Below are 12241 nucleotides of genomic sequence, written 5' to 3' on the forward strand. Positions count from 1 at the left end.
GGTCTTTCTTTGTCGGGTCACCAAGGCAGCGTGCTGCCGTCATGGTTCAAAAATGCGCCTCGGTGTTTCGGGTCGCGTTGGGTACGTACTGTCTCCAGCGTTTGGCGCATGCTGGCGGCACTGTCTTGTACTTTGACAGGCGCTTGCGGACCGCCCATTTCGGTCTGCACCCAGCCCGGGTGCAAGCCCACGCAGCAAATTTCGGGAAAATCATGTTGAGCACAGCGGATGTACATGTTCAGAGCGACCTTGCTCATTCGGTAGAGCACCGCCATGCTGGTTTCGGTCAACGTCAAACTGCCAAAGTGACTGCTGATGACGGCAAAAGTACCTGCGGACGGGGCCAGCATGGGTGCGATCTGCGGCAACACCATCATGGGGCCCATGGCATTGGTGTGCATCAACAGATCGAATTTGTTTCTGGTGGGCGGCGAGACGGCAGTGTCCCGATCGCCCACCCCGGCAACATACACGGCCAAGTCCAGTTTTTCACCATCAAGTTGCCATGACAGGCCGCTGTTGCTCGCCGGGTCGGTCACATCCACACGCAAAGTTTCACAGCCAAGCCTTTTCAAGCGCTCCAAGCCATCCGAATTGCGTGCAGTGGCAATGACGCGCCAGCCATCCTCTCGGTACTGTCGAGCCAGTTCCAGGCCAATTCCCCGGGACGCGCCAATCAACAAGACTGTTGCCATGTCATTCTCCGTAATAGCTTCAACTTATAGCGATCGATGTCTGAGCTGTAGGTCGGTGGTTTTAGCCCCGACATGAAACCTTTGCAGGCAGATGTCGGAGCTGAAGCTCCGACCTACGAGAACCGAATTCACACCAACTCCAGCGCCACGGCCGTGCCTTCGCCGCCGCCAATGCACAGCGTAGCCAAGCCTTTTTTCAGGCCACGGGTTTTGAGCGCGTGGATCAGCGTGACCATGATGCGCGCGCCAGATGCGCCAATCGGGTGGCCGAGGGCGCAAGCGCCGCCGTTCACGTTAACCTTGTCGTGAGACACGTTCAGCTCTTTCATGAGCGCCATGGGCACCACCGCAAAGGCTTCGTTAACTTCCCACAGGTCCACGTCTTCGACCTTCCAGCCCGCTTTGGCCAGTGCCTTTTGTGTCGCGCCCACGGGGGCGGTGGCGAACCACTCGGGCTCTTGCGCATGGGTGGCGTGGCTGACGATGCGGGCCAGGGGCTTGCACCCCAACTTGGCGGCGGTGCTTTCGCGCATCAGCACCATGGCAGCCGCGCCGTCGTTGATGGACGAGCTGCTGGCGGCGGTGATGGTGCCGTCTTTCTTGAAGGCGGGTTTGAGGCTGGTGATTTTGTCGAGCTTGACTTTGCCAGGACCTTCGTCGATCGAGACCACGCGTTCACCGCTGCGGTCTTTCACCGTCACAGGGGTGATTTCGGTGGCAAAAGCACCCGACTCGGTGGCGGCCTTTGCGCGCTGCACGCTGGTGGTGGCAAAGTGGTCTTGCTCTGCGCGGGTGAAGCTGTATTTGGCAGCGCAGTCTTCGCCAAAGGTGCCCATGCTGCGGCCAGGCTCGTAAGCGTCTTCCAGGCCGTCGAGCATCATGTGGTCAAAGATGCGGTCGTGGCCCATGCGGTAGCCGCCACGGCCCTTGAGCATGAGGTAGGGCGCGTTGGTCATGCTTTCCATGCCACCGGCCACCAACACATCGTGTGTGCCTGCGACCAACATGTCGTGCGCGAACATGGCCGCGCGCATACCAGAGCCGCACATCTTGGACAAAGTGACCGCGCCCGCGCTCTTGGGCAAACCGCCCTTGAAGCCCGCCTGACGCGCTGGCGCCTGGCCCTGGCCTGCCATCAGGCAGTTGCCAAACAGCACTTCGGTGACCAGCTCAGGGCTGATGCCTGCGCGCTCGACGGCGGCCTTGATGGCGGCACCACCCAGGTCGTGGGCGGCCAGTGGAGAGAAGTCGCCCTGGAAGCTGCCCATGGGGGTGCGGGCAGCGCTGACGATGACGATGGGGTCGTGTGACATGGTGAAGCCTTTCAAGTGTGTGTGTCTTTGTGGATGTCGGCAATGATGAGGTGTTCGCCGGTTTCTTCTTCAGCGATGCGGCGGATGTAGGCCACGAAGTCGGGGTCTTCGCCGCGCAGCAAGAGTGGCAAGGCCAAACGGAAATCGTCGCGCCTGCACCACTCGCGCATATAGTCGTCCCAGGAGTTCCAGCGCCGCTGTTCGGTGGCGCTCATTTCCGCGCGATACGCAATGAGATAGGCCCGCTCGAACAGGGCGATCAGCATGTCGAAAATCGTCATCATGCGTTCGCGCTGCTCGGGCGTGGGATCGCGCAAGGCCTGCGTGGTGCGCAGCTGCAGATCGGCGTGATCGAGCACCACCTTCAGGAAATCGTTGTAAGCGTCGGAGAGGTGCTGATACGCCTCTTCTTCTTCATTTTCGCGCTCCTTGCGCTGCTCCAGCCAGAACACCCAGACGGCATAGGGCAGACCGAACACGGTCACCGCATAACTGCCCAACTCCAGAAATTCTGCCAAGTTCATGGGTACACGGCGCTCAGACGCCCCGGGGGTAACGTTTGAAGGCGCTGCGGAACACGTCCACCACCTCGTGCGCGCCGCTCATGCTCACGCCCAAGTCTTTGGCCAGGCCGTCCTTGATGCCATAGCACCAGCCGTGCACGCTGAGCTTCTGCCCGCGCGACCAGGCGTCTTGCACCACATTGGTCAGGGCCACGTTGCCCACTTGCTCGATCACGTTCATTTCGCACAGGGCGTCTTCTTGCTCGGGCACCGTGAGGTGATCCAGGCGGCGGCGGTGGCGCACCTTGACATCGTGAACATGGCGCAGCCAGTTGTCGGCCAAACCCACACGCATGCCCCGCAGCGTGGCCAGCACGCCGCCACAGCCGTAATGCCCCACCACCATGATGTGCTCGACCTTGAGCGCATCCACCGCGTACTGGATAACCGACAGCGCATTCAGGTCAGAGTGCACCACCACGTTGGCCACGTTACGGTGCACAAACACCTCGCCCGGGTCCAAGCCGGTGATCTGGTTAGCGGGGACGCGGCTGTCGGAGCAGCCGATCCACAAGTACTTGGGGTTTTGTTGATTGGCCAGGCGTGAGAAAAACGCTGGGTCATCGCGCACCATGCGCGCCGACCATTGGCGGTTGTTGTCCAGGAGGTGTTGCAGTGATGTGGTCATGGTGGGATTGTCGCTGGACTGGCCTACCGCAAGATGACAAGCCAGCTCAGCAGGTTTCGGCAAACAGCTCGCGGCCGATCAGCATGCGGCGAATCTCGCTGGTGCCCGCGCCGATCTCGTACAGCTTGGCATCGCGCCACAAACGGCCCAGCGGGTATTCATTGATGTAGCCATTGCCACCAAAAATCTGCACACCCTCGCCCGCCATCCAGGTGGCTTTTTCAGCGGTCCACAAGATGACCGAGGCGCAATCCTTGCGCACCTGGCGCACATGCTCGGCACCCAACAAGTCAAGGTTCTTGGCCACGGTGTAAGCGAACGAGCGTCCAGCCTGCAGCACGGTGTACATGTCAGCGACTTTGCCCTGAATCAACTGGAACTCGCCAATGCTTTGGCCAAACTGCTTGCGGTCGTGGATGTAGGGGATCACGTTGTCCATGACGGCCTGCATGATGCCCAGCGGGCCGCCGGTGAGCACAGCGCGTTCATAGTCCAGACCGCTCATCAGCACCTTGGCGCCGTTGTTCAGGCCGCCCAAAATATTTTCAGCAGGCACTTCCACGTTGTTGAACACCAGCTCGCCCGTGTGGCTGCCGCGCATGCCCAGCTTGTCGAGCTTTTGCGCAATGCTGAAACCCTTCATGCCCTTTTCAATCAAAAAGGCCGTCACACCGCGCGCGCCCAGCTCGGGCTCGCTCTTGGCGTACACCACCAGGGTGTCGGCATCCGGGCCGTTGGTGATCCACATCTTGGAGCCGTTGAGCAGGTAATAACCGCCCTTGTCTTCGGCCTTGAGCTTCATGCTCAGCACGTCCGAGCCCGCACCGGGCTCGGACATGGCCAAGGCACCGACGTGCTCACCACTGATGAGCTTGGGCAGGTATTTGGCGCGTTGCTCGGGCGTGCCGTTGCGCTTGATCTGGTTGACACACAGGTTGGAGTGCGCGCCGTAGCTCAGGCCCACTGAGGCGCTGGCACGGGAGATTTCTTCCATGGCGATCATGTGCGCCAAGTAGCCCATGTTCGCGCCGCCGTATTCCTCACCCACAGTGATGCCGAGCACGCCCAGGTCGCCCATCTTGCGCCACAGGTCCATGGGGAACTGGTCATTGCGGTCGATCTCGGCCGCGCGGGGGGCGATTTCAGCTTGGGCAAAGTCGCGCACCGCGTCGCGCAGAGCGTCGATGTCTTCACCGAGTTGGAAGTTCAGGCCGGGCAGGTTGTTCATGGTTTCTCCGTTGAGCGTTGTTAGTTTGTGTATTTGTGCAGTTACGGTGGTTTTCACGCTGAACGCTGAACGCCCAACGCAGAACACACTAATAAGTTTTAGGCACAGGCACCAGCGTCGACTGCATCACGGCACAGTCCGAGCGTTTGCCGCTGTCATCGATGTGCACCACTTCGGCGCTGGTCACGATGATGCGTTTGCCCGCCTTGGTGACACGACCGCTGGCGCGAATCTCGCCGCCTTGAAAGTTGGAAAGGAAGTTGATCTTGTATTCCACGGTGGTGACTTCCATGCCTTCTGGGGACACGGTCAGTGCAGCGTAACCGGCGGCGATGTCCGCCAGCGCGCCAATGGCACCGCCGTGAAAACCACCTTGCTGCTGTGTGACTTTGTCGCTGTAGGGCACCGCCAGTTCGACCTGCCCAACCGTGGCCGACAGCAATCGCACACCCAAGTGGTTCATCATGCCCTGACGGGCCAGACTCAGCGCCACGCGCTCATGGGCTGCACGGTCTTGGTGCGCAGCGGCAGCAAGACTTGAGGGGTCTGAAGAAGGGGCAGTGCTCACATCGCATCCAGTGCTTGACATCAAACCCGGACTTTAATTGACGTTTACGTCAACGTCAACCAAAACCGGGGCCTTACCTGCCCCCCCGCCACGCCACACGGTCAGGCGCCAACACCCGCCTTGTTGGCCTTGGTCAGCAGGCTGCGGGTTTCTTTTTCGTGGGTTTTGACCTCGTCCAGGGTGGCTTCCAGATCGGCCAGCTGCGACTCCAGTTGCTGGCGGTGTTCGGCCAGCACCACGAGGAATTTTTTGAGCTGCGGCACTGTGTCGCGGGGGCTGTCGTACATGTCGATCAGGTCTTTGGCCTCGTTGAGCGACAGGCCCAGGCGCTTGGCCCGCAAGGTGAGTTTGAGGCGGGTGCGGTCGCGCGAGGAATAAACGCGGTTGCGCCCACCCGGGCCGGAGCGCTCGGGTTCGAGCAGGCCCATGTCTTCGTAAAAACGGATCGCGCGGGTGGTCAGGTCAAATTCCTGGGCCAGATCGCTGATCGAGAAGGTGTTCGCCATGGCGTGGGGTCCCCTGAGCTTGCGCAAGGGGGACAGGCCCGCAAAAACCCGCCCCCTACAATGAAAATTCATCTTTGACGTTAACGTCAACGTCAAATGCCCGAATGCTAACCCAAACCCCCTGACGCATGTCCACCTTGCCCACAGACCGCGTGATGCCCAGCCCCAGCGCCCGCGTCGACGGCCCACCTTTGCACTACCCCTTGGCCGAGCAGCTGCCCGCCACGGGCGGGGCCATCGAGGTGGCCCCCGGTGTTTTCTGGCTGCGCATGGGGCTGCCCTTTGCGCTCAACCACATCAACCTGTGGCTGCTGCGCGACCAACTGCCCGACCCGGCCCAGCCGGACGTGCTGCGTGAGGGCTGGACGGCGGTGGACTGCGGCATCGACAACCCGGCGACCCGCCAAGCCTGGCAAGACGTGGAGGCGCAAGTGCTGCAGGGCTTGCCCATCTTGCGCGTGCTGGCCACCCACATGCACCCGGACCACATGGGCCTGGCGCACTGGCTGTGCGAGCGCTGGCAAGCGCCGCTGTGGATGAGCACCAGCGAGTACCAATCGGCCCTGCTCGCTTGCAGCGGGTTGTCCAATTTTGGGGGCGCACCCACGGTGGCTTTTTTCAAAGCGCACGGTTGGAGCCAACCTGACGAGCTCGCCCAGGTGCAGGCGCGGGTGGGTTATTACCCCAGCATGGTGCCGCAGATCCCTGGCGCTTATGTGCGCTTGATGGCGGGCATGCAGGTGCGCATCGGCGAGCGCCTTTGGCAGTGCATCAGTGGTTACGGCCACTCGCCCGAACACATGGCTTTGCTCGATGCGCAGCAGCAGTTGCTGATCAGCGGCGACATGCTGCTGCCGTCCATTTCCACCAACGTCAGCGTCTACGCCATGGAGCCCGATGGCAACCCGTTGCAGTGGTTCCTCGACTCGCTGGACAAGATGGCGCAGCTGCCCGATGCCACCTTGGTGCTGCCCTCGCACGGGCGACCGTTTCAAGGCGCAATGACGCGCATTGCGCAACTGAAGTTGCACCACGCCGAGCGCCTGGCCGAACTGCTGCAGGCCTGCCGTGCGCAGGCGTGCTGCGCCCACGAGCTCTTGCCCGTGCTGTTCAAACGCCCCCTCGATGTGCACCAGACCACCTTCGCCTTGGGCGAAGCCGTGGCCCACCTGAACCTGCTGTGGCTGTCCGGCCAGATGCGCCGCGAACGCGGGGCTGATGGTGTGATCCGGTTCAGCACCCACCCCTAGGCCAGCGCCTTCACGCAAAGCCTGACTCAGTCTTCTTTCAAGTCCACCGGGGCCTGGCGCAAGGCTTTGCGGCGCTCGGCGTAGTCGGGCATGACCTCACCCACGGTTTCCCAAAAGCGCGGGCTGTGGTTCATCTCGCGCAGGTGGGCCAGCTCGTGCACCACCACGTAGTCGATCTGGCTGATGGGCAGGTGGATCAGCCGCCAGTTCAGGCGGATGTGCCCATCGTTGCGGGCACTGCCCCAGCGCGTGCTGGCGCTCGACAAACTGAGCTTTTGCCAACGCACCCCCAACAGCGGCGCGAAGTGCTTCAGTCGCTCCTCAAACAAAGCCTTGGCCTGTTTTTTGAGCCACACCTGGGCCGCGTCGCGCACTTGGGTCACCGAGGCACCGGGGGGCACCGTCACGGGCAACACCTGCTCGGGCGCCAGGTCTTGCCCATGCACACGCCCCACGCCGCGCTCGAGCACACACAGCTGCACCGTGCGCCCCAAAAAAGGCACCTCGGCCCCGTGCCGCCACTCGATGGCTTTTTGAAACTGTTCGGTCTGCCGCTCTTTGAACTGCTGCAGCTTGGCCACAATCCAGCCGCCTTTTTCCTGCACAGCGGCGTCCACCTCGCGCAGGGGCACCCAATTGGGCGCACGCACCACCAGGCCATCGGCCCCCACCAAAAAACCGATGCTCTTGCGCCGCGAGCGTTCAAAACGAAAAGACACCGTGACGCCTTGCAACTGGGCATGGCGGTTGGCCGCGGGGTGGGTGAAGCCCCAAGGGCCGGCTGGCGGCTGGGGCAATGCCTCTTGGGCATCGCCTGAACTCGGGGGTGTCGCGGCGTGCGGTGTTGTCGCGACAGACTGGGCGTCTGCTGCAGGCGGGGCCAAGGCTGTGGATGGCGACATGGTGCTGGGCTGCACCGGGTCACCGCCGGTGAAAAAGTCCAGCACAAATTGCAAAGGCGCGCGCATGCTGGCCCCCACTTGGCTCAATGCCCGGAGGCAGCGGGGTTGGCCTGAGGGTAAGCCTCGGGATCAAGACGGTGCATTTCGGACTCGATCCAGGTCTCGACTTCCAGCATCAACTCTTCGGCGCTGCGGCCTTCACTCGAAATGGCGCGGCCAATCGAGATGTCCACCACGCCCGGCTTTTTGACGAAGGCCCGTGTGGGCCAACAACGCGCCGAGGTCACGGCAATCGGGATGACGGGCACACCCGCCGCAATCGCCAGGCGTGCACCGCCGCTTTTGTACTCGCCCTTTTGGCCACGCGGGATGCGTGTGCCTTCGGGGAACATGATGACCCAGACACCGTCTTGCATGAGACGGCGGCCTTGCTGCACCACCTTGGCAAAGGCGCGTGAGCGCTGTTTGCGATCGATGTGGATCATGTCCAGACGCCCCATGGCCCAGCCAAAAAAGGGCACGCTCAGCAGCTCTTTCTTGAACACGTAGGCTAGCGGGTGCGGCATGATCGCAGGCATCACAAAGGTCTCCCAGGTCGACTGGTGCTTGACCAGCAAGACCGCCGGGTCCTTGGTGCCCAAGGGCAGGTTCTCCATGCCCTGGATGCGGTTTTTGATGCCCAAAATCCAGGTGCCACTGTTCACGGCCAGGCGCAACCAGCCCGCGCAAATCCAGTACAGCCGCGTGCTGCTGACGAAGTAAGAAATCAGCACCACAAACAGGGCCCAAGGGATGACGGTGATGGCCATCCACAACACATGGACCAGAGAGCGGATGAAGTTCATGTTGGCGTCGTTGTCAAAGGTAAGCGCGAGCCCGATTCAGAGCCCAGCAAATGATCAACACAGGCGGCCAAATCGGCATGCACCTGTGTACCGGCCGGAAAACCCGGCGGCAAGGCCTGCCCCAGCCATTCGGGGTGGCGCCCGCTCAGCACCATGTGCGGCACACAACCCACCACCTCGGCCACCTGCATGTCGCTCAGGCTGTTGCCAATGCAGGGCACGCCGGTCAGGTCCACGCCATAACGCTCGGCAATTTGCGAGAAAAGACCCGGCCAGGGTTTGCGGCAACCGCAACCCTCATCGGCCGCGTGCGGGCAATAGAAGAAGGCGTCGATGCGCCCGCCCACAGCCGCCAGTTTCTTGATCAAGTGGCTATGGACGGCGTTGAATGCGGCCATGTCAAACAGCCCCCGACCCAGACCCGACTCGTTGGTGGCCAGCACCACATGAAAACCCGCGTGGTTCAGGCGGCTGATCGCCTCCAAGGCCCCGGGCAACGGCTGCCACTCGTCCGGCGATTTGACGAACTCGTCACCCGTGCGGTTGATGGTGCCGTCGCGGTCGAGGATGACGAGTTTCAAATGGGTGTTCATGCGCGCTTGGTGAGGGGCCAGACTCGGATCGATTGATCAGGCCGCCAAACGCGACAAATCGGCCACGCGGTTCATGGCCACATGCAGCGACTTGAGCAGGCCCTGGCGGTTCAGGCGCAGGTCCATTTCTTCGGCGTTGACCATCACATCGTCAAAGAAAGCGTCCACTGGGGCGCGCAGCGCGGCCAGGGTTTGCAGGCTGGCGGTGTAGTCGCCCGCCTTGAACTGCGCCTCGGATTCGGGCAGCAGCCTTTGCATCACGGCGTACAGGCCTTTCTCGGCCTCTTCCTGCAGCAAGGCGGGGTTGACGTGAGCATCCACCTCACCGGCTTTTTTCAGGATGTTGCCGATGCGCTTGTTGGCGGCGGCGAGCGCGGGGCTCTCAGGCAGCGCAGCAAAGGCGCGCACGGCTGACAGGAACTGGTTAACCTGACCCAAACGGGCCGGGCGCAGGGCCATGACGGCATCGACCTCTTGCGCGCTGAAGCCTTGCTCGCGCAGGCTGCCAGACAAACGGTCGTAGATGAAGTCGATCAGTGCCTCTGCGTTTCCCGAAATCTTGTCGCCAAACACGGGCGTCGACAGGGCCAACAATTCAGGCAAGCCCAGCGCCACGTCTTTTTCGATCAGCATGCGGATCACGCCCAAGGCATGGCGGCGCAGCGCAAACGGGTCTTTGTCGCCCGTGGGCACATTGCCAATGCCGAACATGCCCACCAGGGTTTCGAGCTTGTCGGCCAAAGCCACCACCAGGCCCACGTTGTTGCGCGGCAAGTCGTCGCCCGCAAAGCGCGGTTTGTAATGGTCTTCGATGGCCTCGGCCACTTCAGTGGTCAGGCCATCGTGGCGGGCGTAGTAACCGCCCATGATGCCCTGCAGCTCAGGGAACTCGCCAACCATGTCGGTCAGCAAATCGGTCTTGGCCAGGCGGGCCGCCTGCTCGGCTTGCTGCGCCAGCGCATCGCCACCCACTTGCTGGCCAATGGCTTTGGCGATGGCGCAAACCCGCGCCATGCGCTCGCCTTGGGTGCCCAGCTTGTTGTGGTAGACCACTTTGGACAGGCCTTCGACGCGCGATTCGAGCGTCTTTTTGCGGTCTTGGTCGAAGAAGAATTTGGCATCGGCCAGGCGCGGGCGCACCACGCGCTCGTTGCCGCCAATCACGAACGAAGCGTCGTCGGGGCTGATGTTGCTCACCACCAAGAAGCGGTTCGTCAGCTTGCCCGATGCATCGATCAAGGGGAAGTATTTCTGGTTGGCCTTCATCGTGAGGATCAGGCACTCTTGCGGCACACCCAAGAACTCGGTCTCGAATTGGCAAGTCAGCACATTGGGGCGTTCGACCAGCGCGGTCACTTCGTCCAGCAAGGCGTCATCCTCAATCGGTTGGCAACCACCACCCACCTTGGCAGCCGCCGCTTGCAGCTGGCGCACGATCTCGGCGCGGCGCTCGGCAAAGCTGGCGATCACCGAGCCGTCGCGCTTGAGCACTTCGTCGTATTGGTCAGCGTGCGGCAAGAGCACGGGCGAGACCTTGGCCTCAAAGCGGTGGCCTTGGGTGCTGTTGCCTGCCGTCAGGCCCAGCGCCTTGACCGGCACCACGGTGGAACCATGCAAGGCGATCAGACTGTGTGCAGGGCGCACAAAGTTCACGCTGCTCCAGCCTGGCAACTCGCAATCGGTTTCCAGTTGGTACTGCATGACCTTGGGAATCGGCAGCTTGGCCAGCGCTTCTTCCAAAGCTTTTTGCAGCCCAGCTTGCAGCGAAGCGCCTTTAACGATGCTGTCGTAAAACAGGGCTTCGGCTTTGCCGTCGGGTGCGCGCTTGAGCGCCGCCACAGCGGCTGCCGGGTCGCTCACGTCGGCCCCAAGCGCTTGCAGTTTTTTCAGCAAGGCGGGGGTGGCGTTGCCCGCTGCGTCCAGGCCCACGGCCACGGGCATCAGCTTTTGCTGCACGGCCTTGTCGGCGGCATGTGCGGCCACGCCCGTCACATGCGCGGCCAGGCGGCGGGGCGAGGCAAAGGCCGTCACCACCGCGTCGGCAGCGGCCAGGCCCTGGGCCTTGAGTTGTTCGGCCAGCACGCCCGAAAACGCCGCACCCAACTTGTTGAGCGCCTTGGGCGGCAGCTCTTCCACAAACAGTTCTACCAGCAAATTTTGTGTCGTCATGTTGTTCTCCCTCACGCGGCTTTCTTGGGCATTTGGGCAACCCATTCACGCGGGGCCATCGGGAAGTCCAGACGTTCGCGGCTTTCGTAATAGCTCTGGGCCACGCTGCGGGCCAGGTTGCGGATGCGGCCGATGTAAGCGGCGCGCTCGGTCACGCTGATCGCGCCACGCGCGTCCAGCAGGTTGAAGGTGTGCGCGGCCTTGAGCACTTGCTCGTAGGCAGGCAGTGCCAGCTGTGCACCCATCAGGTGCTGGGCCTGTTTTTCGTGCGCGCCAAAGGCGGTGAACAAAAACTCGGCATCGCTGTGCTCGAAGTTGTAGGTCGATTGCTCGACCTCGTTTTGTTTGTACACGTCGCCGTAGGTCAAACCGTCGGTCCATTGCAGGTTGTAGACGTTGTCCACGCCTTGCAAATACATGGCCAGACGCTCCAGACCGTAGGTGATCTCGCCCGTGATCGGCTTGCAGTCGATGCCGCCGACTTGCTGGAAGTAAGTGAACTGCGTGACTTCCATGCCGTTCAACCACACCTCCCAGCCCAGGCCCCAGGCGCCGAGCGTGGGGTTTTCCCAATCGTCTTCGACGAAGCGGATGTCGTTTTTCTTCAGGTCAAAGCCCAGCGCTTCCAGACTGCCCAAATACAGCTCCAGGATGTTGCTGGGAGCTGGCTTCAAAACGACCTGAAACTGGTAGTAGTGCTGCAGGCGGTTGGGGTTCTCGCCGTAGCGGCCGTCCTTGGGGCGGCGGCTGGGCTGCACATAGGCGGCTTTCCACGGCTCGGGGCCGATGGCGCGCAAAAACGTGGCGGTGTGGCTGGTGCCCGCGCCGACTTCCATGTCGTAGGGCTGGAGCAAGGCGCAGCCCTGGGCGTCCCAGTACTGCTGCAATTTGAGAATGATTTGCTGGAAGGTCAACATGGCCGAAGCATTGCCAGCAGCGAGCTGGCCAGGGTTAGGGAAGGGCGCAAGTTTTGCGCGAACC

The 12241-nt window shown here is 62.1% G+C and carries 13 protein-coding genes; 1 reads left to right on the top strand and 12 read right to left on the bottom strand.

The features are described from left to right. Positions 1–17: 17 nt before the first annotated feature. The 7 genes from QZ190_RS16365 to QZ190_RS16395 all read right to left on the bottom strand — a co-directional run bounded on the left by QZ190_RS16365 (position 18) and on the right by QZ190_RS16395 (position 5501). A complete protein-coding gene (locus tag QZ190_RS16365) occupies positions 18–695 on the bottom strand; it encodes an SDR family oxidoreductase (RefSeq protein WP_291918499.1) in 678 nt (225 codons plus the stop codon). A 128-nt stretch (positions 696–823) separates the two neighbouring features. Beyond that, complete coding sequence (locus tag QZ190_RS16370; protein ID WP_291918502.1) at positions 824–2008, bottom strand: acetyl-CoA C-acyltransferase; 1185 nt, start codon at positions 2006–2008, stop codon at positions 824–826. An 11-nt stretch (positions 2009–2019) separates the two neighbouring features. Beyond that, a complete protein-coding gene (locus QZ190_RS16375) occupies positions 2020–2532 on the bottom strand; it encodes a hypothetical protein (RefSeq protein ID WP_291918505.1) in 513 nt (170 codons plus the stop codon). 13 nt (positions 2533–2545) lie between these two features. Then, positions 2546–3199, bottom strand: a complete 654-nt coding sequence (gene can / locus QZ190_RS16380) for a carbonate dehydratase (protein ID WP_291918507.1) — start codon at positions 3197–3199, stop codon at positions 2546–2548. Positions 3200–3245: 46 nt separating this feature from the next. Then, positions 3246–4427 (bottom strand): isovaleryl-CoA dehydrogenase, encoded by a 1182-nt coding sequence (locus tag QZ190_RS16385; protein WP_062407320.1) that lies wholly within the window; start codon positions 4425–4427, stop codon positions 3246–3248. Between the two features lie 88 nt (positions 4428–4515). Continuing rightward, on the bottom strand, positions 4516–4893 hold the full coding sequence (locus tag QZ190_RS16390; protein WP_291918786.1) for a PaaI family thioesterase: 378 nt from the start codon (positions 4891–4893) through the stop codon (positions 4516–4518). A 203-nt stretch (positions 4894–5096) separates the two neighbouring features. Further along, positions 5097–5501 (bottom strand): MerR family DNA-binding transcriptional regulator, encoded by a 405-nt coding sequence (locus QZ190_RS16395; RefSeq protein ID WP_291918514.1) that lies wholly within the window; start codon positions 5499–5501, stop codon positions 5097–5099. Positions 5502–5629: 128 nt separating this feature from the next. Between QZ190_RS16395 and QZ190_RS16400 the strand changes: the two genes are divergently transcribed. Further along, positions 5630–6751 carry an MBL fold metallo-hydrolase gene (locus QZ190_RS16400; protein WP_291918517.1) on the top strand — a complete coding sequence of 374 codons (1122 nt, stop codon included), beginning with the start codon at positions 5630–5632 and terminating at the stop codon, positions 6749–6751. A 26-nt stretch (positions 6752–6777) separates the two neighbouring features. Here QZ190_RS16400 and QZ190_RS16405 read toward each other — a convergent pair whose 3' ends face one another. Genes QZ190_RS16405 through glyQ form a run of 5 tightly spaced genes read right to left on the bottom strand, consistent with a single transcriptional unit; the run spans position 6778 to position 12177 of the window. After that, entirely contained in the window at positions 6778–7719 is a 942-nt protein-coding gene (locus tag QZ190_RS16405; protein WP_291918520.1) for a M48 family metallopeptidase, read from the bottom strand. A 17-nt stretch (positions 7720–7736) separates the two neighbouring features. Further along, positions 7737–8498, bottom strand: coding sequence for a 1-acyl-sn-glycerol-3-phosphate acyltransferase (locus QZ190_RS16410; RefSeq protein ID WP_291918523.1), 762 nt, complete (start codon positions 8496–8498; stop codon positions 7737–7739). Beyond that, positions 8495–9091 carry a D-glycero-beta-D-manno-heptose 1,7-bisphosphate 7-phosphatase gene (gene gmhB / locus QZ190_RS16415; protein WP_291918527.1) on the bottom strand — a complete coding sequence of 199 codons (597 nt, stop codon included), beginning with the start codon at positions 9089–9091 and terminating at the stop codon, positions 8495–8497. Before gmhB ends, QZ190_RS16410 begins: the two co-directional genes overlap by 4 nt. A 36-nt stretch (positions 9092–9127) precedes the next feature. Continuing rightward, entirely contained in the window at positions 9128–11260 is a 2133-nt protein-coding gene (gene glyS, locus QZ190_RS16420) for a glycine--tRNA ligase subunit beta (protein ID WP_291918529.1), read from the bottom strand. 11 nt (positions 11261–11271) lie between these two features. Beyond that, the gene (glyQ, locus tag QZ190_RS16425) at positions 11272–12177 is read right to left on the bottom strand and encodes a glycine--tRNA ligase subunit alpha (protein ID WP_089952531.1); all 906 of its coding nucleotides are present in this window, start codon (positions 12175–12177) and stop codon (positions 11272–11274) included. Positions 12178–12241: the final 64 nt, after the last annotated feature.

The organism is Limnohabitans sp. (genome assembly GCF_017848645.1).
In the GTDB taxonomy this organism is placed as follows: Bacteria; Pseudomonadota; Gammaproteobacteria; order Burkholderiales; family Burkholderiaceae_C; genus Limnohabitans_A.

Coding starts and splice junctions, on each gene's coding strand:
- glyQ (WP_089952531.1), bottom strand. CDS start 12,177: ATGTTGACCTTCCAGCAAATCATTCTCAAATTGCAGCAGTACTGGGAC.
- QZ190_RS16395 (WP_291918514.1), bottom strand. CDS start 5,501: ATGGCGAACACCTTCTCGATCAGCGATCTGGCCCAGGAATTTGACCTG.
- QZ190_RS16370 (WP_291918502.1), bottom strand. CDS start 2,008: ATGTCACACGACCCCATCGTCATCGTCAGCGCTGCCCGCACCCCCATG.
- QZ190_RS16385 (WP_062407320.1), bottom strand. CDS start 4,427: ATGAACAACCTGCCCGGCCTGAACTTCCAACTCGGTGAAGACATCGAC.
- gmhB (WP_291918527.1), bottom strand. CDS start 9,091: ATGAACACCCATTTGAAACTCGTCATCCTCGACCGCGACGGCACCATC.
- QZ190_RS16400 (WP_291918517.1), top strand. CDS start 5,630: ATGTCCACCTTGCCCACAGACCGCGTGATGCCCAGCCCCAGCGCCCGC.
- QZ190_RS16375 (WP_291918505.1), bottom strand. CDS start 2,532: ATGAACTTGGCAGAATTTCTGGAGTTGGGCAGTTATGCGGTGACCGTG.
- glyS (WP_291918529.1), bottom strand. CDS start 11,260: ATGACGACACAAAATTTGCTGGTAGAACTGTTTGTGGAAGAGCTGCCG.
- can (WP_291918507.1), bottom strand. CDS start 3,199: ATGACCACATCACTGCAACACCTCCTGGACAACAACCGCCAATGGTCG.
- QZ190_RS16390 (WP_291918786.1), bottom strand. CDS start 4,893: ATGATGAACCACTTGGGTGTGCGATTGCTGTCGGCCACGGTTGGGCAG.
- QZ190_RS16405 (WP_291918520.1), bottom strand. CDS start 7,719: ATGCGCGCGCCTTTGCAATTTGTGCTGGACTTTTTCACCGGCGGTGAC.
- QZ190_RS16410 (WP_291918523.1), bottom strand. CDS start 8,498: ATGAACTTCATCCGCTCTCTGGTCCATGTGTTGTGGATGGCCATCACC.
- QZ190_RS16365 (WP_291918499.1), bottom strand. CDS start 695: ATGGCAACAGTCTTGTTGATTGGCGCGTCCCGGGGAATTGGCCTGGAA.